20 protein-coding genes and 1 pseudogene are annotated in these 26,062 nt (G+C 67.7%); 12 read left to right on the top strand and 9 right to left on the bottom strand.

All coding sequences use genetic code 11. The features are described from left to right. Window positions 1–233 precede the first annotated feature (233 nt). The 4 genes from P2869_RS22850 (at window position 234) to P2869_RS22835 (ending at window position 4,390) form a co-directional block, all read left to right on the top strand. Window positions 234–1,643, top strand: a complete 1,410-nt coding sequence (locus tag P2869_RS22850; RefSeq protein ID WP_026121216.1) for a cytochrome ubiquinol oxidase subunit I — start codon at window positions 234–236, stop codon at window positions 1,641–1,643. A 61-nt stretch (window positions 1,644–1,704) separates the two neighbouring features. Further along, window positions 1,705–2,709 (top strand): cytochrome d ubiquinol oxidase subunit II, encoded by a 1,005-nt coding sequence (gene cydB, locus P2869_RS22845; RefSeq protein WP_126877535.1) that lies wholly within the window; start codon window positions 1,705–1,707, stop codon window positions 2,707–2,709. Continuing rightward, the gene (locus P2869_RS22840; RefSeq protein ID WP_277599939.1) at window positions 2,684–3,010 is read left to right on the top strand and encodes a hypothetical protein; all 327 of its coding nucleotides are present in this window, start codon (window positions 2,684–2,686) and stop codon (window positions 3,008–3,010) included. The genes cydB and P2869_RS22840 overlap by 26 nt, the downstream gene beginning before the upstream one ends. A 627-nt stretch (window positions 3,011–3,637) precedes the next feature. Beyond that, window positions 3,638–4,390 carry a response regulator transcription factor gene (locus P2869_RS22835; protein WP_277599651.1) on the top strand — a complete coding sequence of 251 codons (753 nt, stop codon included), beginning with the start codon at window positions 3,638–3,640 and terminating at the stop codon, window positions 4,388–4,390. Here P2869_RS22835 and P2869_RS22830 read toward each other — a convergent pair. Further along, window positions 4,356–6,338 (bottom strand): hybrid sensor histidine kinase/response regulator, encoded by a 1,983-nt coding sequence (locus P2869_RS22830; protein WP_277599650.1) that lies wholly within the window; start codon window positions 6,336–6,338, stop codon window positions 4,356–4,358. The genes P2869_RS22835 and P2869_RS22830 overlap by 35 nt on opposite strands. A 379-nt stretch (window positions 6,339–6,717) precedes the next feature. Between P2869_RS22830 and P2869_RS22825 the strand changes: the two genes are divergently transcribed. From P2869_RS22825 to P2869_RS22815, 3 genes are all read left to right on the top strand, one after another. Continuing rightward, entirely contained in the window at window positions 6,718–7,626 is a 909-nt protein-coding gene (locus tag P2869_RS22825) for a hypothetical protein (protein WP_277599649.1), read from the top strand. 244 nt (window positions 7,627–7,870) lie between these two features. Continuing rightward, window positions 7,871–11,305 (top strand): GMC family oxidoreductase N-terminal domain-containing protein, encoded by a 3,435-nt coding sequence (locus tag P2869_RS22820; RefSeq protein WP_277599829.1) that lies wholly within the window; start codon window positions 7,871–7,873, stop codon window positions 11,303–11,305. A 106-nt stretch (window positions 11,306–11,411) separates the two neighbouring features. Then, window positions 11,412–12,215: a hypothetical protein gene (locus P2869_RS22815; protein WP_277599648.1), complete on the top strand. Its 804-nt coding sequence runs from the start codon at window positions 11,412–11,414 to the stop codon at window positions 12,213–12,215. Between the two features lie 41 nt (window positions 12,216–12,256). Here P2869_RS22815 and hutC read toward each other — a convergent pair whose 3' ends face one another. The 8 genes from hutC to P2869_RS22775 all read right to left on the bottom strand — a co-directional run bounded on the left by hutC (window position 12,257) and on the right by P2869_RS22775 (window position 21,091). After that, entirely contained in the window at window positions 12,257–13,141 is an 885-nt protein-coding gene (gene hutC / locus P2869_RS22810; protein ID WP_277599647.1) for a histidine utilization repressor, read from the bottom strand. After that, window positions 13,122–14,798 carry a histidine ammonia-lyase gene (gene hutH / locus P2869_RS22805; protein WP_277599646.1) on the bottom strand — a complete coding sequence of 559 codons (1,677 nt, stop codon included), beginning with the start codon at window positions 14,796–14,798 and terminating at the stop codon, window positions 13,122–13,124. Before hutH ends, hutC begins: the two co-directional genes overlap by 20 nt. Window positions 14,799–14,815: 17 nt before the next feature. Next, the gene (locus tag P2869_RS22800; RefSeq protein WP_017773643.1) at window positions 14,816–15,607 is read right to left on the bottom strand and encodes an ATP-binding cassette domain-containing protein; all 792 of its coding nucleotides are present in this window, start codon (window positions 15,605–15,607) and stop codon (window positions 14,816–14,818) included. Between the two features lie 70 nt (window positions 15,608–15,677). Then, window positions 15,678–16,424, bottom strand: a complete 747-nt coding sequence (locus P2869_RS22795; RefSeq protein ID WP_126877543.1) for an ABC transporter permease subunit — start codon at window positions 16,422–16,424, stop codon at window positions 15,678–15,680. A gap of 14 nt (window positions 16,425–16,438) precedes the next feature. After that, window positions 16,439–17,161, bottom strand: coding sequence for an ABC transporter permease subunit (locus tag P2869_RS22790; RefSeq protein ID WP_277599645.1), 723 nt, complete (start codon window positions 17,159–17,161; stop codon window positions 16,439–16,441). Window positions 17,162–17,305: 144 nt separating this feature from the next. Then, on the bottom strand, window positions 17,306–18,163 hold the full coding sequence (locus tag P2869_RS22785; protein WP_026121213.1) for a transporter substrate-binding domain-containing protein: 858 nt from the start codon (window positions 18,161–18,163) through the stop codon (window positions 17,306–17,308). Between the two features lie 451 nt (window positions 18,164–18,614). Beyond that, window positions 18,615–19,517: an arylamine N-acetyltransferase gene (locus P2869_RS22780; protein WP_277599644.1), complete on the bottom strand. Its 903-nt coding sequence runs from the start codon at window positions 19,515–19,517 to the stop codon at window positions 18,615–18,617. 266 nt (window positions 19,518–19,783) lie between these two features. Then, window positions 19,784–21,091, bottom strand: a complete 1,308-nt coding sequence (locus P2869_RS22775; RefSeq protein ID WP_017773638.1) for an MFS transporter — start codon at window positions 21,089–21,091, stop codon at window positions 19,784–19,786. A gap of 117 nt (window positions 21,092–21,208) precedes the next feature. Here P2869_RS22775 and P2869_RS22770 point away from each other — a divergent pair, with 117 nt between their 5' ends. The 5 genes and pseudogenes from P2869_RS22770 to P2869_RS31140 all read left to right on the top strand — a co-directional run. Then, entirely contained in the window at window positions 21,209–21,991 is a 783-nt protein-coding gene (locus P2869_RS22770; RefSeq protein ID WP_277599643.1) for a GntR family transcriptional regulator, read from the top strand. Between the two features lie 26 nt (window positions 21,992–22,017). Then, window positions 22,018–23,706, top strand: a complete 1,689-nt coding sequence (gene mdcA, locus P2869_RS22765; RefSeq protein ID WP_277599828.1) for a malonate decarboxylase subunit alpha — start codon at window positions 22,018–22,020, stop codon at window positions 23,704–23,706. Window positions 23,707–23,711: 5 nt separating this feature from the next. Further along, a complete protein-coding gene (locus P2869_RS22760) occupies window positions 23,712–24,857 on the top strand; it encodes a triphosphoribosyl-dephospho-CoA synthase (RefSeq protein ID WP_277599642.1) in 1,146 nt (381 codons plus the stop codon). After that, window positions 24,845–25,177, top strand: a complete 333-nt coding sequence (locus P2869_RS22755) for a malonate decarboxylase subunit delta (RefSeq protein ID WP_026121211.1) — start codon at window positions 24,845–24,847, stop codon at window positions 25,175–25,177. The genes P2869_RS22760 and P2869_RS22755 overlap by 13 nt, the downstream gene beginning before the upstream one ends. After that, window positions 25,174–26,025 (top strand): annotated as a pseudogene (locus P2869_RS31140) (biotin-independent malonate decarboxylase subunit beta); the annotation flags it as partial. The gene P2869_RS22755 and the pseudogene P2869_RS31140, both read left to right, overlap by 4 nt. Between the last annotated feature and the right edge of the window lie 37 nt (window positions 26,026–26,062).

Genomic DNA, 26,062 nt, shown 5'->3' with positions numbered 1-26,062 from the left:
TAGCCGCATTTTCAGGATCTGCATCATTGACGCCTGCGACGTGTTGGCACACCCCGCGTCGCAGCAAAGCCAGACGCATTGGCCTACGCTTACGCCGTCTGCCGAGGGGTCGTTCGACAACAATCCGGCAGCGCTTCAGTAGCAACTGAGCAGCAACAACTGAGCAGCATGAACTGACCAGCAACAAGCGCACCGGCATGAGCCGGCGCATCAAGTCAATCTGGCATCGGCATATGAACACCGCACTCTCGGCTTTCGATCTGGCCCGCATCCAGTTCGCCTTCACTGTCTCGTTTCACATCGTCTTCCCCGCGCTCAGCATCGGGCTCGCCAGCTTCATCGCCGTGCTCGAAGGCATGTGGCTCAAAACCGGCAAGGCGTACTACAAGGATCTTTGTCTCTTCTGGTCGAAGATCTTTGCAGTCGCCTTCGGCATGGGCGTCGTCTCCGGCGTCGTGATGAGCTACCAGTTCGGCACCAACTGGTCCGGCTTCTCGTCGTTCGCGGGTCCCGTCACCGGACCGCTCCTCATGTACGAGGTCATGACCGCGTTCTTTCTGGAAGCCGGCTTCCTCGGCATCATGCTGTTCGGCTGGAACCGCGTGAGCCCGCGCGCGCACTATGGCGCCACGCTGATGGTCGCCATCGGCACGCTGATCTCCACGTTCTGGATTCTCGCCTCCAACAGCTGGATGCAGACGCCGCAGGGCTTCGAGATCGTGGACGGCCACGTCGTGCCCACCGACTGGTTCAAGATCATCTTCAATCCGTCGTTCCCGTACCGGCTCGCGCACATGGCGATTGCGGCGTTCATCGTCGCGGCGCTCGTCGTGGCGGCAACGGGTGCATGGCATCTGCTCAAGGGTCGCCGCGACAAGGCGGTGACGAAGATGTTCTCGATGGCGCTCGGCCTGCTGCTCGTACTCGCCCCGCTGCAAGCCGTGGTGGGCGACCAGCACGGGCTCAATACGCGCGAGTATCAGCCGGCCAAGATCGCGGCCATTGAAGGTCTGTGGGACACCGAACAAGGCGGCACCGCGCTCAACCTGTTCGGCATTCCCGACATGAAGGCCGAAACCACGCGCTACGCCGTGTCGATTCCGCATCTGGGCAGCCTGATCCTCACGCACAGCTGGGACGGCGAGATTCGCGGCCTCAAGAGCTTCCCGCCGCAAGACCGCCCCGATTCGACGGTGGTGTTCTGGAGCTTTCGCGTGATGGTGGGCTTAGGCATCGCGATGATCGCGCTCGCCGTGGCGGCGTGGGTGCTGCAACGGCGCGGCCGGCTGCATGAGGCGCGCTGGTTCCACAAGCTCTGCATCGCGATGGGACCGAGCGGCTTTGTCACGCTGCTCGCGGGTTGGGTCACCACTGAAGCAGGCCGCCAGCCGTGGGTGGTATACGGCGTGATGCGCACCTCGCAGGCAGTGTCGCCGCTCACGGCGCAGCAGGTGAGCGTCTCGCTGATGGCCTTCGTGGTGGTCTACTTCCTCGTGTTCGGCACGGGCATCTACTACCTGCTCAAGCTGATGCGCTCCGGCCCCGCGCTGCCCGGCACCACGCCCAACGGCGTACCCGACCACGAACCGGCTCACACGGCACGCCGCCCGCTTTCGGCCGCGGACGGGCTGATCGACGCCTGAGGGCCACTGCGCACGCCTGAGCACCGCAACGAAAACTATCGGATCACCCCACGAGGACACAATGGACGTCACGACAATCTGGGCCGCCATCATCGCGCTCGGCCTTTTCATGTACGTGGTGCTGGACGGCTTCGATCTCGGCATCGGCATCATCTTTCCGTTCTTCCCGGACGAAGGCGAACGCGACCTCATGATGAACACGGTCGCGCCCGTCTGGGACGGCAACGAGACCTGGCTCGTGCTGGGCGGCGCGGGCCTCTTCGCGGTGTTCCCGGTGGTCTACTCGACCGTGCTCTCCGCGCTGTATCTGCCGCTCATCTTCATGCTGGCGTGCCTGATTTTCCGCGGCGTGTCGTTCGAGATTCGCGCAAAGGCCAACCGGACGAAGCATCTCTGGGACCTCGCGTTCATCGGCGGTTCGGCGGGCGCGGCGTTCTTCCAGGGCATTGCGCTGGGTGCGTTCCTGCAAGGCATTCCCATGGACGACGGCCGCTTCGCCGGCGACCCGTTCGGCTGGCTCTCACCGTTCAGCCTGCTCACGGGGCTCGGCCTCGTCGTGACCTACGCGCTGCTCGGCTGCTGCTGGCTCGTGGCGAAAACGGAAGGCGACCTGCAACGGCGGCTGCATCGCGTGGTGTGGCCGCTCACGGTGGTGCTGCTCGCGTTCATCGGGCTCGTGAGCCTGTGCACGCCGCTCCAGGACCCGAACATTGCCGCCCGCTGGTTCGACTCCGGCCTCTTCTGGCGGCTGCTGCCGGTGCCGTTCCTCGTGGCCGCGTGCGCGTTCTTCATGCGCCGCGCCGTGAAGCGGCGCGAGCACGTCACGCCGTTCGTGCTCGCGCTCGGGCTCGTGCTGCTCGGCTACGTGGGGCTGCTCGTGAGCCTCTGGCCGTACGCCATTCCGCAGAGCCTGACCGTATGGCAGGCGGCGGCGCCGCGCTCGAGCCAGATGTTCACGCTGGCGGGCACGGTGGTCATTCTGCCGATCATCATCGGCTACACGACGATGGGCTACTGGGTCTTTCGCGGCAAGGTGCGCCATGGCGACCAACATCACTATCACTGAGCAGGCGGCGGGAACGGGCGGCGGGTCGGGTGTGCGGAGTGTGTCGGACATGTCGGGCATCCCGGCCGTCGCGGGCACGAGAGGCATCGCCAGCGTCGCCACCGACACGACGCGCAATGCCGCAGTCTCCGGCGCGGCTGCCCATGCGGCAGCCGCACGGACACCTTCCGTCGGGTCGCCGAGCCACCTGCCCGGCTGGTTCTGGTTCGTCGCGCTGTGGTGCGGCGGCGTGGGCGCCGCCATGGGGCTCGGGTTCGCCTTCAAGGTGCTGATGAACCTCACGCTGTTCGCCGTGAAGTGAGCGCCTGACCTGCCATTCGCCGGCCACGTGCCTGCCACTCGCTGACCACTTGCCGGCCATTCGCCGGCCACGCGTTGGCCACTCGCCGCCCCTCTGGCCGGCGCTTCAAAAATTCCTCCCGCTTTCCGTCTTCGAAACAGGCTCCGGCGTAAGCGCCGCCGGGGCCTCGCTGCAGTGCGGACGCGAAGGCCCGTGGCCACGCCACGAACCACGCGCTGGGTCGCAGACAGACCATAGAGTGCCGGCGCAGGGAACACGGCGCGCGGGGGGACCAATCTTTCATTCGCCGAAACCGTTGCAATCGTTCGCGAGCCGTGCGAACAATCACGCATCGCGCGAGAGGCAAGCGCGAGACGAAGCCGGCAAGGCACGGCGGGACATTGCAGCGTTCGCTGCAACATTCGCCGCCGCCATCGACGGGGAGCCGGCAGACGCCGCCGCACGGGGAGCGGCGCGCCTGCCGGCTGACGATGGACCGGCCGCGAGGCGCGACGAATGCAACGGATGCGGGGAACGGATGTCGAGAGCGATGGACAAGCGCGATGCAAACGAAGCGGCGCAGCGGGCACAACGTACCGGCAGCGGCAGCGGCGCAATCAACCGGCAGGGCCGGCACGCGGAGACACCATGAAGTTTCTTGTGGCCGACGACCATGAACTCATCCGCCAGGGCGTGAAGGGCCTGCTGCGCGGGCTCGACGCGGACGCACAATTCGACGAGGCCGACAGCTGGGAAACCCTCGTGGCCGCCGCGCGGCCCGATGCCGACCACGATCTGGCCATCGTCGATCTGCACATGCCGGGCATGAGCGGCGCGGCGTCGCTGGCGACGCTGCTCGCGGGCAACCCAGCGCTGCCGGTGGTGGTGCTCTCAGCGGAAGAGTCACCCGACGAAATGCGCGCCGTGCTCGCCGCCGGCGCGCTCGGCTTCGTGCCGAAGCGGCAGCCGGCCAGCGTGATGCTGAAGGCGATCGAACTGGTGCTGTCGGGCGGCGCCTACGTGCCGATGGAGGCGCTAAGCCTGCTCGGCGCACGCGACGGCGCCCAGCGCGAAGCGGCGCCGTCCGCACCCTTCTACGAAGACTCCGGCGCAACGCGATCCGCCGGCAGCGCCGCTTCTACCTCCGATACACCCGCCACGACCTCGCTCCTGCAACCCCACCAGCGCCATCTGCTCGAAAACCTGTCGCCTCGGCAGCAGGACATCATGCGGCTCGTCCATCGCGGCTGGACCAACAAGATGATTGCGCGCGAGCTAGGCGTAGCCGAGGGGACCGTGAAGGTGCACCTCTCCGTGATTTTTCGCGCGCTCGGCGTACACAACCGCTCCACGGCGATCGCCGTGATCAATGGATGGCTGGAGGCGGGCAAGACACTGTGAGCGTCGCGCTTGCCGAGTCCACCTCCTGGTGCTGCTGGTGCTGCTGGTGCTGCTGCTCCTCGCGCTCCTGCCATAGCGTCTGCAGCGTGCGGCGCAGCCGCGCCGGCGTCACCGGCTTGTGCAGCACGGGAATGCCTTGCGCCGCGAGCGCATGCAGCTCCGACGACGCCATGTCCCCCGTAATCAGCAGCGTCACCGGGTCCACCACGCCCGCGCGATGCAGCGCCTCGCGCACCGCGGCGAGCGCCTGCGCGCCGGTGCGATGGTCGGCCAACTGGTAGTCGCAGAGCACCGCGTCCGGCGCGAAGCCGGCTTCGATCTGCCGCGCGGCCTCATGTTCGTTGCGCACGCCGCGCACCTCGCAGCCCCAGCGCGCGAGCAGACTTTCCAGCCCGGCCAGAATGGCGGGCTCGTCGTCGATGCACAGCACGCGCCGGCCTTCGGGCGCCGCGCCCGCAGTCACCGTATCGTCGAGGCTCGTCACGATGCGGCTTGCGTCGCCATTGGGCACCGCGAAGCGGAACACCGTTCCCCGCTGCGGCGCCGAGCGCAATTGCAGTTCGCTGCCCAGCAGGTCGATCAACCGCTTCACCGTGGGTAGCCCAAGGCCATGCCCCTGGCGCGCGTCGCGTGCCGGATTCGCCACCTGGTAGAACTCGTCGAAGATGCGCTGCTGCTCTTCTGCCGCGACGCCGATGCCCGAGTCCCGCACCTCGATATAGCCGCCGTCCGGCCGTCCCCCGCGGCGAAAACCCATCCAGATGGCGCCCTCCTCCGTGTAGCGGATCGCGTTCGAGAGCAGGTTACCGAGCACGCGCTCCAGCAGCACCGGGTCGTCGTAGAGCACGGCCTGCGTCGGCGCGATGCGCAGCGCGAGCCCCTTCGCCGCCGCCTGCGGCCAATACTGGTTGCCCACGCGCTCGAACAGCTCCGCGAGCCGGAAGTGCAGCCGGATCACTTGCGTCACGCCGCTTTCGAGGCGCGCGAGGTCGAGCACCTGATTGAACAGCTGGTTCAACGCCTCGACGTTGTGGACGATGTGGCGCGCGGTCCGCTCGCGCTGCGCCGCGGCATCGGGGTTAGGGTTGGCGCTGGTGTCGGCCTGGGCGGCATCGCCCGTGCCAGAGCCTGCTTCGGTACCCGCTTCACCGCCCTTGCCCCCACCCTTCCCCGCGCCGGGACCCGCGGCGCCGCCGGGATCGTTCAATGACGCAGCCAGCAATCCGATGGCATGCAGCGGTTGGCGCAGGTCGTGGCTTGCCGCCGCGAAGAAGCGCGTCTTGGCGAGGCTCGCCTCTTCGACCAACAGCTTTTGCTGCGCGAGCGTCTCGGCGAGCCGCTGCTGATCGACGCGCGCTTCCACCACGCGGCGGAACAGCCGTCGGTAGCTCGCGGCGTAGACGTTGATCGCGCAGAAGAAAAACGCCAACACGATGGCGAGAATCGTGCGATCGAACGTGTGCGCGCTGAAGTGAAGCGCGATGGAAGGCAGCAGCAGGAACGGAATCGATGTCGAGAAGTTGAGGAAGTCGAAGCCGTTCGACATGAACACACCCGCCGCCAGCGTGACCAGCATGACGGTGTGCAGCACCGGCAGATCGGCCTGAGTACTATGAAACGCGAACCAGATGGACAGCCCCGGGGCGCTGTAGATGAACACGCCGCGCAGCGCGTGCAGCACGATCCAGCTGCGCGCGCTCAGCGCGCCTGCCGCGTACCGGTGCCACAGCCACAGCCCGAGCCCGGCCACGTTCGCGGCGCTGTAGAACGCCATCCATGCCGTGAAGAGATGCGAGTACGACGCCGACCAGTGCGGACGCTCGGACCAGTAGATCGCCACGAGCGTGCCGAGCGAAAACCAGTGGGTGAAAAAGGCGATGGGGTCCTGCGCGTAGAGCACGCGGACCTGATCTTCGTCGATGGCCTGCTGGACGGGGTTGGCCCGCATCGCGCGGTCTCCTTGCCGGATAGAGGGTGCGGCTGCTTTGGCTTTGCTGGGCTTTGGCTTTGCTGGGCTGCGGCCCGCTGGCGCCCGGTTGCATTCGATTGCGTTCGGCTGCATTCACGTGCGCCGTTGGGCTGCGTCGGCAACGGTTGGCGCCGCCCTTTCAGCGGGCGCCGTTCCTGCGCCTGACGGTTTACCCGCGCAGTTTACCCACCAGCTATCACTTAATCCATATAGGCGAACGGAGGGCCAAAAACCATACTGCGTGCAACTTTCCGCGCGCCCCGCTTTCCCCGCGAACCTCGCGGACGCCCGCAGCACGGGCCTCCCCGCCGGCTTCCCCCGTTTGTCGCGCGCAAGCCATTCCCCGATGGAGACCGCCATGAACGCCCTGACCACCGCGGCAAGCAGCCGGCCGACGCCAACGCCCACCCCCACTGCGTCCCGCCTTCCCGACGACGCCATCCTGCCCGACCTCTGGCGCCGCCGCACCGCGCTTTCCGACGACGAAATGGTCTCGATGTACGACCTCGTGCGCCGCACGCTGCGCAGCTACCACCCGCACGAGCTCTACGCGCTGGGCGAAGACAAGGACGAACTCGTGTCCCAGTTCATCTACGCGCGGGTGCTGCGTCTCGCGCCCGGCCGCGAAGACACCGAAGCCTGCGCGGGCAGCGCGCCCTCCAACGGCTACGCGCTGTGCGCCTACTTTCGCCGCTACCTGATCGACTGCCTGCGCAGCGCGAGCCACCAGCGCAACGTTTCGATGGAGGAAGACGGCATCCTGCTCGACATGGAGCGCCGCACTCACAGCATCGACGACCCGGTGCGCAGCGTGCTGCTCGACTACGGCCTCGACGAGTGCGGCGTGCGCGCCGCGGCCCGCACCTTCATTGCGAGCCTCGACGAACCGGAGCGCATCGTGCTGGCCGGCAGTCTCGGCTGGTGCTCCGAATACAAGGGCGGCCTCGCCGCGGTGGCCGCGGCGCACGGCGTGCCTTCGTATCACTACCGCGCCGTGAAACTCGGCGTCACCACGAAGAAGACGGGCAACGCCGCCGATTTTTCCACGACGAAAATCGGCCAGTGGCTCACGCAGGTGCTTCACATCGAGATCGAGCCCGACAATCGCGCGGCCATTCTGGTCGTGCTCAACCTGCTCGCGGCGGAATCGCGGGAATCACGGGATACGCAGGAGTCGCGCAATTCGCTCAATTCACGCGATGAACGCGATGAATTCGCCAATTGCGAAGAAAGCGCCGAGCCCGAATTCAACGAAGCCGCCGCATGATCGGACGCGCAGGCGTGCGCGGGTGCCGGGATCGCGACGGCACCGCACCCGCGAAGGACCGCCTGCGCCGCGGCCCGGCTTTTCTTTCCGCCCGCACCGTCTACGATGAATACGCGCAATACGCGTCCCGCCGTTTTCGCCGTCCGCTTGATTCCCGCCATTCCCGCAGCGCACAACACGTTCGGGCACGCCAGGGCACAGGTCCGTGGCCGCCCGGTCAACAACACGAGGTGACCGCATGGCCATGAATCGTCTGTCGAGCGCCATCGACGCGCTCAAGCCGCACTACGAAGTCGTCGTGATCGGATCGGGCTACGGCGGCGCTATCGCCGCAAACCGCATGGCGCGCGCGAAGCGCAGCGTCTGCGTGCTGGAGCGGGGCCGCGAGTTCATGGCCGGCGAGTTCCCGGCCACGCCGCTCGAAGGGCTCACGCAGGTGCAGTACAACACGGCGGCCGGGCAGATCGGTTCGCCGCTCGCGCTCATCGAAGTGCACGTGAATCCCGAGGTCAACGTGGTGGTGGGCTGCGGGCTGGGCGGCACGTCGCTCATCAACGCGAATGTCGCGCTGCATCCCGAACCGCGGCTCTGGGACGACCCGCGCTGGCCCGCCGCGCTGCGCGAAGACCGCCTCGGCGTGGCCGAGGGTTACGAGCGCGCCACGGCCATGCTGCAACCTTCGCCCGTGCCCACCGACTTCGCCCGCCTGCCCAAGCTCGACGCGCTGCAGCAGTCGGCCGCCGCGCTCGGCATGGAACAGTCGTTCTACCGGCCGCCCGTCACCGTGACCTTCACCACAGGCAAGAACGCGGCGGGCGTGGAGCAGACGCGCTGCATCGGCTGCGGCGACTGCAACTCGGGTTGCAACCACGGCGCGAAGAACTCGACGCACATGAACTACCTGCCCGACGCCGTCGCGCACGGCGCGCAGATCTTCACGGGCGTCTGCGTGCATTCGGTGGCACGCGACGACGAGACGCAGCCCTGGCAGGTGCGCTATCAGCTCGTGGACCTGGGACGCGAAAGCTACGGCGCGCCCGACCTCTTCCTGACCGCCGACGTGGTGATCCTCGCCGCCGGCACGCTCGGCTCCACGGCGATCCTGCTGCGCTCGCAGGCCGCGGGCCTGCCGCTCTCGCCGCTGGTGGGCCGGCACTTCACGGGCAACGGCGACGTGCTCGCCTTCGCCTTTAATACGGACCACGACATCAACGGCGTGGGCTGGGGCGCGCAGGCGCCCGGCGTGGTGCCGCCCGTGGGACCGACCATCGCGGGCATCATCGACCAACGCAATACGCCGGACGTGCGGGACGGCTACGTGATCGAGGAAGGGTCGCTCGCAGCGCCCATCGGCGAGGCGATGATGGGCGTGCTCGGCATTGCGTCCGCGGCCGAGGGCGTGCCGGTGGCCGATACGGCCGATGCCGCTGATGCAGCCGACGCAGCCGATGCCGAATTGCGCGCCGCCGCCCGCCTCGCACAAAGCGTGCTGCGCGGGCCGTACCACGGCGCCATGCGCAACACGCAGACCTACCTCGTGATGGCTCACGACGACGAGAGCGGCGAAATCCGCGTGGAAGAGGGCCGCGCGCGCGTTGCCTGGCCCAACGCGGGCAAGCAGCCCGTCTACGCGGCCATCGAAAAAACGCTCGAAGCGGCCACGGCGGCGCTGGCCGGCGACTACGTGCGCAATCCGATCTCCACGGGCCTCTTCAACGACCGCACGGTCACCGTGCATCCGCTCGGCGGCTGTGCGATGGCCGACGACGCCGCGCACGGCGTGGTGGACGACGCAGGCCGCGTGTTCCGCGGCGCGAGCGGCGATGCGGTGCACGCAGGCCTCTACGTGATGGACGGTGCCACGATGCCGATGTCGCTCGGCGTGAATCCGCTGCTCACCATCTCCGCGCTCGCGGAGCGCAACTGCGCGAAGCTGGCCGCTGCGCACGGCTGGTCCATCGACTACGCCGCGGCGGGCAATGCCGCGCCGCCGCCCGCGCCGCGCATCGGCCTACGCTTCACGGAAACCATGGTGGGCACCTACACGCCCGCGGACGGCAGCGCGCCGTCGCCCATGAGCTTCACGCTCACGGTGATGTCCGACGATCTGGAGGCGATGCTCGCGAGCCCGCAGCACGAAGCGCGCATGGCCGGCACGCTCACCTGCCCCGCACTTTCCGCGCAGCCGCTCACCATCGCCGATGGCCGTTTCAACCTCTTCGTCACCGATGAAGAGAACGTGGACCGGCGCAACATGAACTACCACATGACGTTGGAGTCGGCGGAGGGCAGACGCTACGCGTTCTTCGGGCAAAAGATCGTCACGCATTCGTCGCTGCTGGAGCTGTGGCCGCAGACCAATACGCTTTACGTGGAAGTGCGCGACTGGCCAGCTGCGTCCGCCGAACCCACGCCCGAGGTCATCGGGAAGGCCACGCTCATCATCACACCCGAGAACTTCCTCAAGCAGATGCGCACCATCGAAGTGACGAACGCGCCCGATCTCGAGACGCGGCTCGCCTGGACCCTGCGCTTCGGCCGCTTCTTCGCGGGCGTGCTGTTCACCGAATACGGCGGCGTGGCGGCGCCATTGCAGTACGCGAGCAGTCTCGCGGGCGACCCCGTGCCGCAGACGCCGCGCGTGCGCCGCGCGCTGCGCGCGCCCGCGCCGCAACTCACGTTCTTTCCCACCGCGGACGGCAAGACGCTGCGCCTCACGCGCTATCAAGGCGACGCAAAGGAACAGAAGGGCCCGGTGCTGCTGATCCACGGCTCGGGCGTATCGAGCCGCATTTTCTCGACGGACCTGATCGCGACCAACCTCGTGGAGTATCTGTGCGCGGCGGGCTACGACGTGTGGCTCGTCGACCTGCGCGTGAGCATCGAGCTGCCGGGCGCGGGCGACCCGACCACCGCCGACGCCATCGCCCGCGAGGACATTCCCGCCGCCGTTGCCAAGGTGCGCGAACTGACGGGCGCCGCGTCCATCCAGGTGGTCGCGCATTGCCTCGGCGCACTGGCGTTCACCATGTCGATGCTCGCGGGGCTCGAAGGCGTGCGCTCGGCCGTGCTCTCGCAGGTGTCGGCGCATCCCGTGCCGGGGCTGCTGCAAAAGATCAAGGCGGGCCTGCACACGCCGCAGATTCTCCAGCACCTCGGCGTGGAAGACCTGAGCGCCTACACGCGCGAAGCGTCGTGGCCGGGCAACCTGCTCGACGAAGCGCTGCGCTTTTTCCCCGTGGGCCACGACGAGGGCTGCAACAACGCCGTCTGTCATCGCGCGACGTTTCTCTATGGCCTGCTCTACGAACACATGCAACTCGACGAGCCGCTGCACGCGCATCTCGACGAGCTGTTCGGCATTCACGACGTCACGCTCTTCAACCAGCTCGCCGCGATGGTGCGTGCGGGCCATCTCGTGGATGCCGATGGCGAGGACGTCTATCTGCCGCACCTCGATCGCCTGCAACTGCCGCTCACGTTCCTGCACGGCGCGGAAAACCGCTGCTACGTGCCGGCGAGCACCGAAACCACCTTCGGCATGCTCGTGGACCGCTTCGGGCCCGGGCAGTACGAGCGGCACGTGATTCCGGGCTACGGTCATATCGACTGCATCTTCGGCAAACATGCGGCCACGGACGTGTACCCGCTGATCCGCGGGCATCTGGACGCGCACTGAGGATGCAAGATGCACTGACGAAGCGCGGTACGGGCCATGTTGTCATCGTCGTGCAGGCGGCCGCGCGCTACACTGCGGCCACCTGCAACAACGACGAACAACAACCATGGAACAGATGACCTTTCGGGACTGCGTGACGGGCAGCTGGGCGAGCGCGCGCCAGGCCATTGCGCAGATGTCCACGCTTTTCGCCGCGTGTGCGGCGGTGCTCGCCGTCGCGGCGTTCGTCTCCCTGCCGCACATGCCCATGGACGCACCTGAGGCCGACCGCGCGATGCATATGGCCGGCCGCGCGTTGGCGTCGGTCGCCATGCTTGTCGTGCAGCTCGTGCTCTACGCCGTGCTGTCCATCAAGGTGCATCGCTTCGTGCTGCTCCGGGAGGGCGCCCAGCCGATGATTCCGCTCAACGGCAAGCCGCTCCTGCGGTATGTCGCGGTGGCCGTCGGCATGGGATTGGCCATCATCCTCGCGGCATTGCTGCTCACCCTGGTGCTGCGCCCGCAGCACGTGGGCGGCGCGGTCTTCCTCCTGATCGTGCTTTATCTGGCGTGGATCTACCTGATGGTGCGCCTGAGCCTCGTGTTTCCCGCCATCGCGCTGGGCGGCCCCATCGCGCTGCGCGCCACGTGGCATGACACCCGCGGGCATTTCTGGAGCCTGACCGGCGTGACGGGCGTCGCTGTCCTGCCCGTCATCGTGATCGGCAGCGTGCTGCTCGTGCTGATGTCCGCGGCCTTCTCGATGCCCGACGCGACGTGGCTGCGGCCCGTCGTCGCCATCGTGGAAGGCGTGATCAACGCGCTCTTCGTGGTGCTGACCGCGTCGTCGCTGTCGTGGCTTTATCGGCGGTATGCGGACGAGCTGCCGACGCCGGGCGCAGGAGAGGCCGGGCAAGAGCCCCATCCGTAAGAGCAGGTAAGCCCGGGGCCTGGTCACATTGAAAACAGGCCCTAAACGTGCCCCGCCAAATGGAACCGTGAGGCGGGGTGCCACAGCTGAACCGAAGTCGCGATGTCCTCGCCCACCCAGGTGCGGCGCCACAGCAAGAGGCACGGCTCGCCGATCTCCATCAGCAAATGCCGGCGCACGTGAGCATCGGGCTTTTGCGCGTAGATGCGGAATTCGGCGTGCTGGATGGGCGCAAGCCGCACCATGTAGTGATTCGGCGTTTCCACCGCGAAGTCCTGCTCGAGGTAATGCGGAAAGACACGCGGATTGACGTAGCGGTCCTCGTACTGAATCGGCTCGCCCTCCTCGCTATGCACGATGCGCGAGTGAAACACCGGTCCGGTAGCGAGGCCCAGGGCGTCGCGGGCCAGGGCGTCGTCGCTGGCTTCTAGCGTCAGTACGCGAGCCGTATGCCGGTGCCCGCGCGCGGCGATTTCGTCGGCGATGTTGCGGATTTCGAGCACCGTGGATTCGTAGTGCCGCGGCGCCACGAACGTGCCCGAGCCCTGCACGCGCGTCAGAACGCGCTCGGTCGTGAGTTCGCGCAGCGCGCGCGACACGGTCATGCGCGCTACGCCGAATTCCTTCACGAGTTCGGCTTCGGAAGGAATCAGGCCACCCGGCTTCCACACGCCTTCGGCGATGTTCTTCACGACATAGCGCTTGATCTGCTCGTAGGCCGGCACAGCTTGCCGCGACACCGCGGCGCGCGGGGACGGCGTACTGACGGAGCTTTCCTCGTTCGTATTCACATGGGCCTCATGGATGGCGGGCGGAGCACAACGCAACGGGTCTTCGCATGCGGGCGCGGGCAGCGGCAGAACCGGACCGCTGCCGCTGCCCGCGAGTACGCGGCCCGAGCTCTGTTCAGCCGGCATGGGCAGCATGCGGGTCGTTGGCGGCCGGGTCTGACGGAGCGACGCCCGACGTAGCGACGCCCGACGTAGCCACACCATGCGCAGCAGCCTGGCCGGTCGCAGCCGCTTCAAGCGCCGCCGTTTCCGAACCGCCCTCGACCTTGCCCGGCTGCGGCCACGTAGGCGGCGCTTCGTCGGCGATCAGGTGGAACGCCACGGCGATGTCGTCGGCGAGCGGCCGGTCGTCGCAGTACGCCGGCACCTTCGCCCGCACGCGCTGCCACAGCGCTTCCGTGAGCGCGGCGCGCGGCGCGTCGGTGGGCTGAAGGTCGCAGGCCTGCGCCGTTGCCAGCAGTTCGATTGCCACGATCCGGCCGGCATTCTCCACAACTTCGAGCGCCTTGAGCGCAGCCGGCGTCGCGTGGCAGAGGTGATCTTCCTGGAGCCCCGAGGTGATGCCGCCGTCCAGACTCGCAGGCGCGGCGAGCCGCCGGTTCTGGGCCACGAGCGACGCCGCCGTGTACTGCGCGATCATGAAGCCCGAACAGGTGCCGCCCGGCTGCGCGAGAAACGCGGGCAGACCGCTCACGAGCGGATTCACGAGCCGGTCCAGACGCCGCTCGGCCATGGCGGCCACCTGGGCAATGGCGGGCGCGAGGCTGTCCATGGCGAGCGCAATCGATGCGCCTACCGCATGCGCCTGCGAGTAGACTTTCGGCGCGTCGGGCGTGCCGGCCACGATGGGGTTGTCCGTGATCGACGCCAGTTCGCGGTCCACCACGCGCGCCGTTTCCGCCAGCACGTCGCGCGCGGCGCCGTGCACGTGGGGAATGGTCCGCATGCTGAGCGGATCCTGCGTGCGTCGGCCCACGGCTGAGGCCAGCACACCGCTATCCGCAAGCGCCGTGCGCAGCCGTTCCCCCACGGCGTTGAGCCCGGGCGACAGCCTTAGCGCGAGCGATTCGGCGTCGAACGCCGCCAGTTGTCCGCGCAGGTTCTCGAAGCTCATCGCGGCGACGGCGTCCACCCAGTCGAGCAGCCGTTCCGCGCGCGCCACTGCAACGGCCGCAAGCCCCGTCACGCAGGGCGTGCCGTTCACGAGGCTCAGACCTTCCTTCGCCTGCAACACGAGCGGTTCGAGCGCGAGGCGCCGGTGCGCCTCTTTCGCGCTGATACGCTCGCCTTCCGGCGCGCAGCCTTCGCCATGCATGCGCACATAGCCTTCGCCGATGCACGCGAGCGCAATGTGCGCCATATGGCTCAGATATCCGACGGACCCGAACGCGGGCACTTCGGGCAGGCAGTTCGCATCGAGCAGCGCGACGAGCCGCTCGACCACTTCGAGCCGCACGCCCGAATGGCCGTGCGCGAAGTTGTTGACGGCGGCGGCCATGATGGCGCGCGTCTGCACGGCGGAGAGCGGCGCACCTACGCCCACCGCGTGGCTCATGAGAATGTTGTGCGACAGCGCGCGCTGTTCGCCCGGCGACACCACGACATCGCAGAGCGCCCCCACGCCGGTGTTCACGCCATAGGCGCGAATGTTGCGCTCGACGATGCGCTCCACGAGCAGGCGCGCCGCCGCGATGCGCTCGCGCGTGCTCGCCGAGAGTTGCAGCGCTTCGCCTGCGGCGACGGCGGCGATGTCGCGCCAGTCGAGCGGACGGTCGGAACGGATCACGGTCATGGCAAGCCTCGCGAAACTCAGTGGGCGGTACGGTGCTGGTGGCTCGAGACGAACTGGCGGAAGCGCTCCGAGCGCAGTTCGCCGAACACCTGGTCGGGCGTGCCGTCGTCTTCCACGCAGCCCTGATGGAGAAACACCACGCGGTTCGACACGTGCCGCGCGAAGCCCATCTCGTGCGTGACGACGAGCATGGTGCGGCCTTCCTGCGCGAGCGCGCGCATCACGCGCAGCACTTCACCCACGAGTTCGGGGTCGAGCGCGGACGTGGGTTCGTCGAACAGCATGACCTTCGGATGCATGGCGAGCGCGCGGGCAATCGCCACGCGCTGCTGCTGCCCGCCCGACAGATGCGCCGGATAGTGGCCGCGTTTTTCCGCGAGCCCGACCTTCGCGAGCAGGGCTTCGGCTTCCTCGATCGCCTCGGCGCGCGGGCGCTTCAACACGCGCATCGGTCCTTCGATGCAGTTCTCGAGCACGGTCATGTGCGACCACAGGTTGAAGTTCTGGAACACCATGCCGAGCTGCGAGCGGATGCGATCCACCTGGCGCCGGTCGCCCGGCTGCAGCTTGCCGTCGCCGCGGCGCTTCAGCACGAGTTCTTCGCCCGCCACGGCGACGGAGCCGTCGTCGGGCGTTTCGAGCAGATTGAGGCAGCGCAGGAACGTGCTCTTGCCCGAGCCGCTCGCGCCGAGAATCGAAATCACGTCGCCCTCGCGGGCATCGAGCGAGATGCCCTTCAGCACGTGATGCTCGCCGAACGACTTGTGGATGTTTTTCGCCGACAGCGCGACGGGCGCGGGTGCGTTCATGACTGTCTCCGCAGCGGTGAAGCTGGATAAAGAGGAATGAGGGTATGCAAAGGTGTGTCCGGGTCAGGCCTCACCGCGCGCCGCTTTGCGCGCTCGCCGTGGGCGGCAGCGTCTGGGACTGAAGGGGCGCCGCGCGCAGATGACGCGACAGCCGCCATTCGAGCCACCCGAGCAGCCTCACGACGATGAAATTGAGCAGCAGATAGATGAGCGCCGCGCAAATGAACACCTCGGTCGTGCGATAGGTCTGCTGGATGATCTGCTGCGCGACGCCCGTCACTTCCCAAACCGTGACGAGGCTCGCCAGCGCCGTCGATTTCACGAGCAGCACGGCTTCCGTCGAATACGCGGGCAGGCACTGCCGCAGCGCAATCGGACCGATCACGCGAAAGAGCAGCGTGAAGCCCGACATGCCGCAGGCGTAGCCCGCTTCGATCTGGCCCACCGGCACGGCCATCAGGCCGCCGCGAATGATCTCGGCCGTGTAGCCCGCCGTGCAGAGCGCAAGCGAGAGCACCGCGCAGGTGTACGGGTCGCGCAGCACCGGCCACACGAAGCTCTCGCGGATCACGCCGAACTGGCCGAGCCCGTAGTAGACGAGAAACATCTGGATCAGAAGCGGCGAGCCGCGAAACACGAGAATGTAGGCGCGCGCGAAGCGGTTCGGCAGCCAGTGCGGCGACACGCGCATCGCCACGATCACGAACGAAAGCAGCCCGCCCAGCACGAGCGAGCACGCGAAGAGACTCAGCGTGGTGGGCACGGCCGCGAGCAGCTGGCGCGTGGTGTCGAAGAGAAAGTCGAAGTCGATGGGCATGGCGGCGGTTCCCGTCAGTTGCGTGCGAAGTTGCGGCGAAAACTCTTGCCCACCTGCGCTTCGGCCTTGTTGAAAATGCGATTCGAAATGCCCGTCATGACGAGATAGAGCGCACCGCCCGCCACGAAGAACGTGAAGTACTGGTGCGTAGAGCCGGCCGCGACCTGGCTCGTGCGCAACAGCTCGGCGAGACCGGTGACGGAGATCAGCGCCGAGTCCTTGAGGCTCAACTGCCACACGTTGCCGATGCCCGGCAGCGCGAAGCGCAGCACCTGTGGAATCAGGATGCGGCGAAACACGGTGAGCGGCGCCATGCCCATGGCGCGCGCCGCCTCCAGCTCGCCGCGCGAGACGGCGAGCACCGCGGCGCGATAGACCTCGGCCTGGTACGCACCCGAGATCATGCCCACCGCGAGCGCGCCGATCACGAACGGCGGCACGCCGATGAACCCTTCCGCGCCGAACCATTGCCCCACCGTGGTCACGAGCGTGGAACCGCCGAAGTAGAAGAGATAGATGACGAGCAGTTCGGGCACGCCGCGAAACACGGTGGTGTACACGTCGCCCAGCACGCGCGCCACGCGAAAGCGCGACAGCTTCGCGGCCGCGATGGCCGCGCCCGTCACGGCGCCCACGGCGAGCGCCGCGAGCGTCAACACCACGGTCATCAGCGCCGCCAGCAGCAGCACGCCGCCCCACCCTTGCGGGCCGAAGCCGAGCATCTCGATCAATTCCATTCGCCTGCTCCTCGCTCGATGCGAGTCATGAAGATGCGCGCATCGCACGAGGCGATGCGCGTGCCGCCAAAGACGGCGGGGGTGCTGCTCAGGTCGTTACGCTCAGGTCGCCACGCTTAGGTCGCCACGCTTAGGTCGCCACGTTTAAGGCGTGACGTCCGTCTTGAACCACTTGGCGGCAAGCTTCTTCACCGTGCCGTCCGCGAGGGCCGCCGCGATGGCCGTGTCGAACTTCGCGCGCAGATCGGCGTCCTGCTTGCGGAACGCCAGACCCTCGCCTGGGCCCCAGATCGAGCCACCAATCTTCGGCCCGGCCAGCACGATCGACGCGTTCTCCTTCTTGTCCATCAGCGCCGCGTAGTACGTGACGTCGTCGAACGAGGCGTCGATGCGGCCCGCCACGAGGTCGAGATCGCGCTCGGGCGACGTCTTGTAGACGCGGATGGTGGCGACGTCCTTGAAGCTGTCGTTGATGAACTTCGTGTAGACCGTACCCGACTGGATGCCGATGGTCTTGCCCTTCAGCTGCTTGCGCAGCGCGTCGACGGTGGGCTGGTCGGTCTTCGCTTCGCCGGTGAGCTTCACGACCGGCGCGCCGGCGGCGGCCTTCGGCAGCACCTTCGTGTCCGTGACGGCGAACGTGGCGGGCGTGGCCGCATACGGACGCGAGAACGCGATGATCTTCTCGCGCTCGGGGGTAATGGAGATCGCGTCCATCAGCACGTCGAACTTGCCCGCCTGCAGGCCCGGGATCATGCCGTCCCAGTCCTGCGCGACCATGTTGCACTGGATCTTGATGCGCGTGCAGAGATTGGCCAGCAGTTCGGGCTCGAAGCCGCCCAGCTTGCCGCCGGGCAACGTCAGGTTCCAGGGGGCATAGCCGCCTTCCAGCGCGACCGTGACCGACTTCCATTCCTTCGCCTGCACGGGCGCGGCGAGCACCGCCGCTACGCCGAGCACGGCGCCCATCCTTGCCACCCACGTCATGCGCTTGACCATCACGTCGAATCTCCTTTTCTCTGAGGGAACATCATTCAGCGGCCGGGCGCCCACTTGATCAGGTTGAGTGCCGAGGTTTAAAAATTTGTATAGACAAGCTTGCACAGTCAAAAACAGTTGCGCAAGTGCATCGGCGTGGAAATGTGGCCGACCTCGGGTATGCCCTTATACCGGCGTGCCTTTCCGCGCCACACGGGGCGGGAACGACCGGTCTGCCCGGCGTGCCGTGCTTCGAAAACGGCCGTTTACGTCCCTTGGGCGGTGCAAAAGCACGCCAGCACGGTGCGTTTTGTCTAGACAGGTTGACGTGGAAACGATGCGCGCTGGGTGGGCTTAGGCGGTGTGCGAGCGGCCCATACGGGCACGCGAGCGCGTCGGCGCGGTGACGCGCTCGCGCGGGCCGGCACGGTGCCGTCGTGCCGAAGAAAAAGAAGGAGGCCGGGCCGGCGCCCGATCAAACGTTCATGCCGCGCCCTTGCACGCGCGCGTAGAGGGCGTCCAGATCCATGCCGGCGATGTCCAGCCCGAAGCGCTCGTGCAGACATTCGCCAAGTTCGGCCGCGCTGCCGATGGCGTGGTCGGTGCCGCGTCCGTCGCTGGCGCGCTCGGTGAGCCGGTCGTTGAAGAGCGTGGCGCGACCGTGCGGCATCACGCGACACACCATCAGGTTGTGGGTGAAGATGGATTCGGGCCAGGTGGAGGTGTACCAGTTCGCCACTTCGTAGTCGATCCACTCGGCAGGCCGCAGATCGAAACGGTAGACCTTGATCCAGCTGCTATCGGCGGCGGATTGCGCGGTGTCTTGCGAAGCTTCCTGTGAAGTTTCCTGGGAGATTTCCTGGGAAATTTCCTGGCGAGGCGCCTGGATTTCGAAGTCGAATGCGCCGTCTGCGGCTTCGGTGAGACGGCACGCTTCCAGCGGCGTCTGCTGCACGCCGCCCGCCGCGAGACGCAGCGGCGCGGTCAACGTGACCCCGCCGAAGCCGACGTCCGCGATCCAGGGTCCGTCGTCCAGATCGACGCGCAGCAGCATGTGCGAGCGCGCCGTTACAGCGTCCGGTCCGCGGCCCCAGAGCACGCGCGCGATCAGCGGCGTCACGCGAAAGCCTAGTTGCATGAGCACGTGCGCAAACAGCGTGTTGTGCTCGAAGCAGTAACCGCCGCGACGGCTCTCCACGAGCTTCTCCGCGATGGCGGGCAGCGTCAGCACGACACGGCGGCCCGCGAGCGGGTCGAGGTTCTCGAACGGAATGGCATGCGGATGCAGCCGATGCAGCTCCGTCAGCACGTCGAGCGTCGGCACGCGGGCGCCGCGGTAGCCGATGCGGGCGAAATATCGGTCGGGATCGAAGGGCATGGGCAGTGATCGCTTCGGGAGCGAAGGGTGACGGGCGGTGTTTCGTGGGGCGGCGAACCGTCGGGTCGGGTCCCGCTTGGGTCATGTCCCGCCAGGTCATGTCCCGCCAGGTCGTGTCCCGCTGGGTCGTGCCCCGCTTGGGTCATATCTCGCTGGGTCGTGCCCAATCAACCGCCGCACGCGTCATGATAGGCCGGCCCGCCCGCTTGGGGCGCTTCGGGCTGAACCCCAAAACCCGCCCCCTCACCACTCACTTCCCTCACCGCTCACTGCGGCAGCACCTCACCCTTCGTTTCCGGCGCGAACGGAATGATGAAGAGACCCGCGACGAACACGATGGCCGTCAATGCAACCGGCACGCCGAGCGTGTGCATGTTGAGCACCGCGGCGCCCAGCAGGAAGTTCACGCCCGCCCCGACGAAGCGCCCGAACGACGTGCAGAACGCAAACGCCGTGGCACGCACGCGCGTCTCGAACTGCTCGGGCAGCCACAGGCTGAAGAGCGCGAAGTTGCCGCCGAAGAAGCCGAGCACGAAGAGCCAGGCGATGAACGGCGCGAGCCCGTTGGGCAGATAGAACGCCCAGCCGAAGCTGCCCGCAATCGCCACGGCCATGCCCGAGAAGTACACCGCGAGTGTGCGTTTGCGGCCGATACGCTCGGCCATCGGCGGCAGCGCAAGGCAACCGAGGATGGTGCCGATCGAAAGCAGCCCCGTGGCGAGCGACGCCGTCTTGATGGCATCGGCCTTCGCCATGCCCGACTTCAGCGCGAGCTGGATGACGGCGGACGGCTCGTACACGGCGCCGGCCCACAGCCCGATGATCGCGATGGTCAGGAGCGCACAGGCCACCCACGTACGGCGGCGGTAAGCCGGTCCGAGAATCTCGTGCAGCGGACGCGTGCGCACCACCTTGGCCTCGGCCTTCTGCCACTTCTCCGATTCCTTCACGCGCGTGAGGATGAGGATGGCGACCAATACCGGCACCGCGCCCGTCAGGAACATCGCGCGCCAGCCGAAGTGCACGCCCACCGTGTAGTTCAGCGCGGCGGCAAGGAAGAAGCCCGCGTAGTAGCCGGTCTGCAGGTAGCCCGCGCCCATCTTGCGGCGGTCCTCCGGCCATGATTCCGCGACGTAGGTCCCGGCCAGCGCCCATTCGCCGCCAATACCCACGCCCGCGAGAAAGCGGTACACGCCCAGTTCCCAGACGCTATGGGACGTTGCCGCAAGCCCCGTGAAAATGGCGAACATGAAAATGGTGCCAGCCAGCACCTTGGTGCGGCCAAAGCGATCGGCGAGCGGCCCCCAGATGAACGAGAGCCCCCAGCCGACGAGGAAGAGCGCAAAGAGAATGGAGCCCGCCAGGCCGACGTTGCCCGGCGTGGCGGCATAGCCCGAGCGCGGCAGCAGTTCGGTGAGCGCGGGCGTGAGCACGAGCGCGTAGATGAACGAGTCCATCCCGTCGAGCGTCCAGCCCGCCCAGGCGCCCCAGAATCCCGCAATCTGCGAGCGGTTGAGCGGCGTACGCGCCGCGCGTGGCGCGCCCTGCGCGCGGTCCGTGATTGAATTCGACATGCTCCTGTCTCCGGGGGATACGGTTGGAATGCAGTAGAAAAAAGGCCTCGGGGCAGTACAACCCTGGGGCCGATCCTGACTGGAATTTGGTTGTTTTTATATATAATATGCAATCCCATGAATGACGCAACGAATGGTTTTCCCCTGGATCGCACCGCCACGCCTCGCCTTGGGGTCGCGGTCGCGCCTCGTGCCAGCACCTCGCGGGTGATTGCCGACGCGCTTCGCACGGCGATCATCGATGGCACGCTCGCGCCCGGCGCCCCGCTGCGTCAGGACACGATCGCGCGCCACTTTTCGGTAAGCGCGATTCCCGTGCGCGAAGCGCTGCGCCAGTTGGAAAGCGAAGGCTGGGTCAACGTCGAGATGAACAAGGGCGCCACGGTCGCGCCGCTCTCGGCGGACGAGGCGCGCGAGATCTACGAGATCCGCTCGGCGCTCGAAAGCCTCGCGCTCGGGCTCGCCATTCCGCATCACACGCCCGAAACGCTGGCTCGCGCGCGTGCGCTTTGCAATGCCGCCGAAGGCGAGCCGGACCCGTCGCTCTACGTCACGCGCAACGAGGCGTTTCATATGTGCCTCTACGAACCGTCGGGCCGGCCGCGCCTCATCGAGATGATCGCCGCGCTGCACCGGCGCGGCGAACGCTATCTGCGGCTCAAGTTCGGGCTGCCCGAGTACAAGGGCGAATCGGACGCCGAGCACCGCGCCATAGTCGATGCCGTCGTGCGCAGCGACACGGCGGCGGCACAGTCGCTCGTGGCCGCGCATCTGCTCGGCACGGGCGAACTGATCCATCGTTTTCTTACCGACCGCGCGCGTGCCGATGCCGCCGCAGGAGTAGGAACACGGACACCCCGCGCGCGTGGCCGTCGCCCGCGCGCTCAAAACGGGAGTTGAACCTGCCGATGAAGCCCCCAGCCGAGATGCTCTCCCCGTTGCCGAACCACGCCGCAGGCTCCGCTTCTCCGACCGCGGGCGCCGCGCGTTCGTGGACCACGCTGCGCGACGAAAAGGCCCGGCGCCTTGCCGCTGTCGCACCGTGGCTCGAAGACGGCGTGCTGCCGCGCGAACGTATCGTCGATGCGCTCGAACAGCTCGTGCGCCCAGGCGACCGCGTGGCGCTCGAAGGCGACAACCAGAAGCAGGCCGACTTCCTCTCGCGCTCGCTCGCGAAGGTGGACCCGGAACGCGTGCACGACGTGCATCTGCTCATTTCGAGCATCAGCCGCCCCGAGCATCTCGCGCTGTTCGAACGCGGCATTGCGCATCGCGTGGACTTCTCATTCGCGGGGCCGCAGAGCCTGCGCGTGGCGCAACTGCTCGAAGACGGCCAGCTCGAAGTGGGCGCGATCCACACCTACGTGGAGCTGTACGCGCGCATGTTCGTGGACCTCACGCCGCAGGTGGCCCTGCTGTGTGCGGAAAAAGCCGACCGCCACGGCAACCTCTACACCGGCCCGAATACCGAAGACACGCCCACCATCGCCGAAGCCGCGGCGTTCCGGCATGGCATCGTGATCGTGCAGGTCAACGAGATCGTCGATACGCTGCCGCGCGTGGACATTCCGGGCTCGTGGGTGGACCTCGTCGTGCAAGCGGACCGCCCCTTCGCCGTGGAGCCGCTCTTCACGCGCGACCCGCGCCACATCGGCGACCTGCAGGTGCTCACGGCGATGATGGTGATCAAGGGCATCTACGCGCCCTACGGCATCAGTTCGCTCAATCACGGCATCGGCTTCGACACCGCCGCCATCGAACTCTTGCTGCCCACCTACGGCGAAAGCCTCGGGCTCAAGGGCAAGATCTGCCGCAACTGGACGCTCAACCCGCACCCCACGCTGATTCCCGCCATCGAATCGGGCTGGGTGGAGAGCGTGCATTGCTTCGGCAGCGAGGTGGGCATGGAGGCGTACATCGCCGCGCGCCCCGACGTCTTCTTCACGGGCAGCGACGGCAGCCTGCGGTCGAACCGCGTGCTGTGCCAGTTGGCGGGCCAGTACGGCGTGGATCTCTTCATCGGCTCCACACTGCAGATCGATGCCGACGCCAACTCGTCCACCGTGACGCGCGGGCGCCTGGCGGGCTTCGGCGGCGCGCCGAACATGGGCCACGATCCGCGCGGCCGGCGCCACGCGAGCGAAGCGTGGCTCAAGCTGCTGAAGGACCAGGGGCCGGTCTCGCGCGGACACAAGCTCGTCGTGCAACTGGCCGAGACCTGGAAGAAAGGCGGCGAGCCCACCTTCGTCGAAGAACTCGACGCGGTGGCCGTGGGCGAGAAAAGCGGTATGCCCGTGGCGCCCGTGATGATCTACGGCGACGACGTGAGCCACGTGGTGACCGAGGAAGGCATCGCGCATCTGCACAAGGCCGAAGGCGTCGAGGAACGGCGCGCCGCGCTCGCCGCGGTGGCGGGCGTCACGCCCATCGGCCTCACGGCAAAACGCGAGAAGACCGACGAGCTGCGCCGGCGCGGCGTCGTCGCTTTCCCCGAGGATCTCGGCATTCGCCGCGGCGATGCGAAGCGCTCGCTGCTGGCGGCGCGCAGCATCGACGACCTCGTGACCTGGTCGGGCGGACTCTACGCGCCGCCGGCCCGCTTTCGCAGCTGGTGAGCGCGATGCCTCCTCAGTGCGCGACGCGGGATTCAGCGGCCCTTGGCTACGGCTGCGCGGAAACGTCCGGGACGGCAGTCGATGCCGCGGCGGGCAACGAACTCGCCCGCGCGCAAGCGCTCGCCGCTGCGTCCCTGCCACGCGAAACCGACGCCCTGCTCGCGCGCCTTGCCGTCGAAGCGCTCGTGGACGAAGCACTGCTTACACCGAAGCCCGCGCTCGTGGACACACGCGGCAGCGGCGCACATCGTGATCTGAATCTCGCCACCATGCTGCGTTCCGCGCACACGCTCGCGCCGACGTTCGCCGCGCTCGCACGCGCGGCGCTCGCGCACGGCGAGCCCTCGGCAGCGATGCGCACGGAACTCGCACGCATCGGACGCCACGGCGAAGCCGAGATGCTGCGCGCCACGGGCGGCAGCAACGCGCATCGCGGGGCGATCTGGATTGTGGGTCTGCTCGTGGCGGGCGCGGCAATCGACTCGCCTGGTGCTGCTGTTGCAAACGCAGCCGCCGTTGCCTCGCATGCGTGGCCGAACGCGGCGCCGGAAAGCTGTGCGTTCGCTGCAAGCGGCACCCACCGCGATTTCAGCGACGTCGCGCGCTGCCTGGGCAGCGCCCCAGAGCATAAGCACGACGACCACTACGCCCGCGCCGCCCGCATCGGCTCGCTCGCCGCGCAGATCGCCGCCTTCCCCGATCTTCACGCCGTGCCCACCCACAGCAACGGCGAGCGCGTGCGCGCCCGCTTCCAGGTAGGCGGCGCGCGGCGCGAAGCGCAAGACGGCTTTCCACATGTGATCAAGATCGGCCTGCCCGCGCTCGGCACGGCACGCGCGCGCGGCATCGGCGAAACCGCGGCGCGGCTCGATACGCTGCTCGCCATCATGGCCTCGCTCGACGACACCTGCCTGCTGCATCGCGCGGGTCTGGCGGGACTCGAAGCCGGCCGCGGCGGCGCGCAGCGCGTGCTCGATCAGGGCGGCAGCGCCACGCCCGCGGGCCGCGCGGCGCTCGCTGCACTGGAGCGGCGCCTGCTCGACCTGAACGCCTCGCCGGGCGGCGCCGCGGACCTGCTCGCCGCCACCCTTTTCATCGACAGACTGGTTCGACACCGCACCCGCGGAAGGACAAGCTCATGGAACAACTGACTTTCGACTACCCGGCGCACCGCGCATTGACGGCGCGTGCGCACGTGGGCGTGGTGGGCTCGGGCGACCTCGAAGTGCTGCTCTCGCCCGCCGGCGCGATGAGCGCGCACGTTGTAGTGCGCACGAGCGTGGACGGCTACGGCCACATCTGGAAAAGCGTGCTGGACCGCTTCTTCTCGCGCTACGACGGCGCCGCGAGCATCGAAATCAACGACTTTGGCGCCACGCCCGGCGTCGTCGCGCTGCGTCTCGCGGAAGCGGTGGAAGCCGCCGAGGCCACCGGGTCCGCAGAAAGCAACAACGAGGGAGGCCGCCCATGAGCGAAGCCGGCGTACAAACCGCAGCGGCTCAGGCACCGCTGCTGCGCGACAGCTTCATCGAGCTTTCGGCGCGCGAACGCGCGCGCGCCCTGCTCGACGCGGACTCGTTCCGCGAACTGCTGGGTCCGTTCGACCACATCGAATCGCCGTGGCTGCCGCTGCAAGGCATCGTCTGCCAGGCGGACGACGGCGTCGTGATCGCGCGCGGCAGCATCGACGGCGAACCGGCCGTGGTGGCCGCCATCGAGTCCGCGTTTCAGGGCGGCAGCATCGGCGAAGTCTCGGGCAGCAAGATAGCCGCGGCGCTCGAACTCGCGCTGGCGGACTGCGAGCGCGGCCGCATCGTGCGTCCCGTCGTGCTGTTCGAGACGGGCGGCGTGCGGCTGCAGGAAGCGAACCTTGGGCTCGCCGTGATCTCGGAGATCCAGTCGGCCATCGTCGCGCTGCGCCGCCACGTGCCCGTGGTGGGCGTGATCGCGGGCATGGTGGGGTGCTTCGGCGGCATGTCGCTTGCGGCGGCGCTGTGCTCGTCGCTCGTCATCACGAAACAGGGGCGGCTCGGCATGAACGGCCCTGAAGTGATCGAACAGGAAGCGGGCATCGAAGAACTTGATTCGAGCGACCGCCGCCACGTGTGGCAACTGATCGGCGGCGCGCAGCGCGCGGCCACGGGTCTCGCGGATGCGCTCGTGGACGACGACGCCCACGCCATGCGCGACGCCGTGCGCGCGGCCTTCGCGCGCGGCCTCGATGGCACGCCGCGCAGCGCGCAGGTGGAAGCTTATCTGGCTCGCCTCGCGCAGATCGACCCCGCCACGGTGACGCCCGAATCCATGCGTGCGGTGTTTCACGGTGGGGAACCTGCACGCGCTGGCGACCCTCCGG

The organism is Paraburkholderia sp. SUR17 (genome assembly GCF_029536165.1).
Taxonomy (GTDB): domain Bacteria; phylum Pseudomonadota; class Gammaproteobacteria; order Burkholderiales; family Burkholderiaceae; genus Paraburkholderia; species Paraburkholderia kururiensis.
The sequence above is the reverse complement of the archived record's forward strand: the minus strand, read 5'-3'. Positions and strand labels throughout refer to the sequence as shown.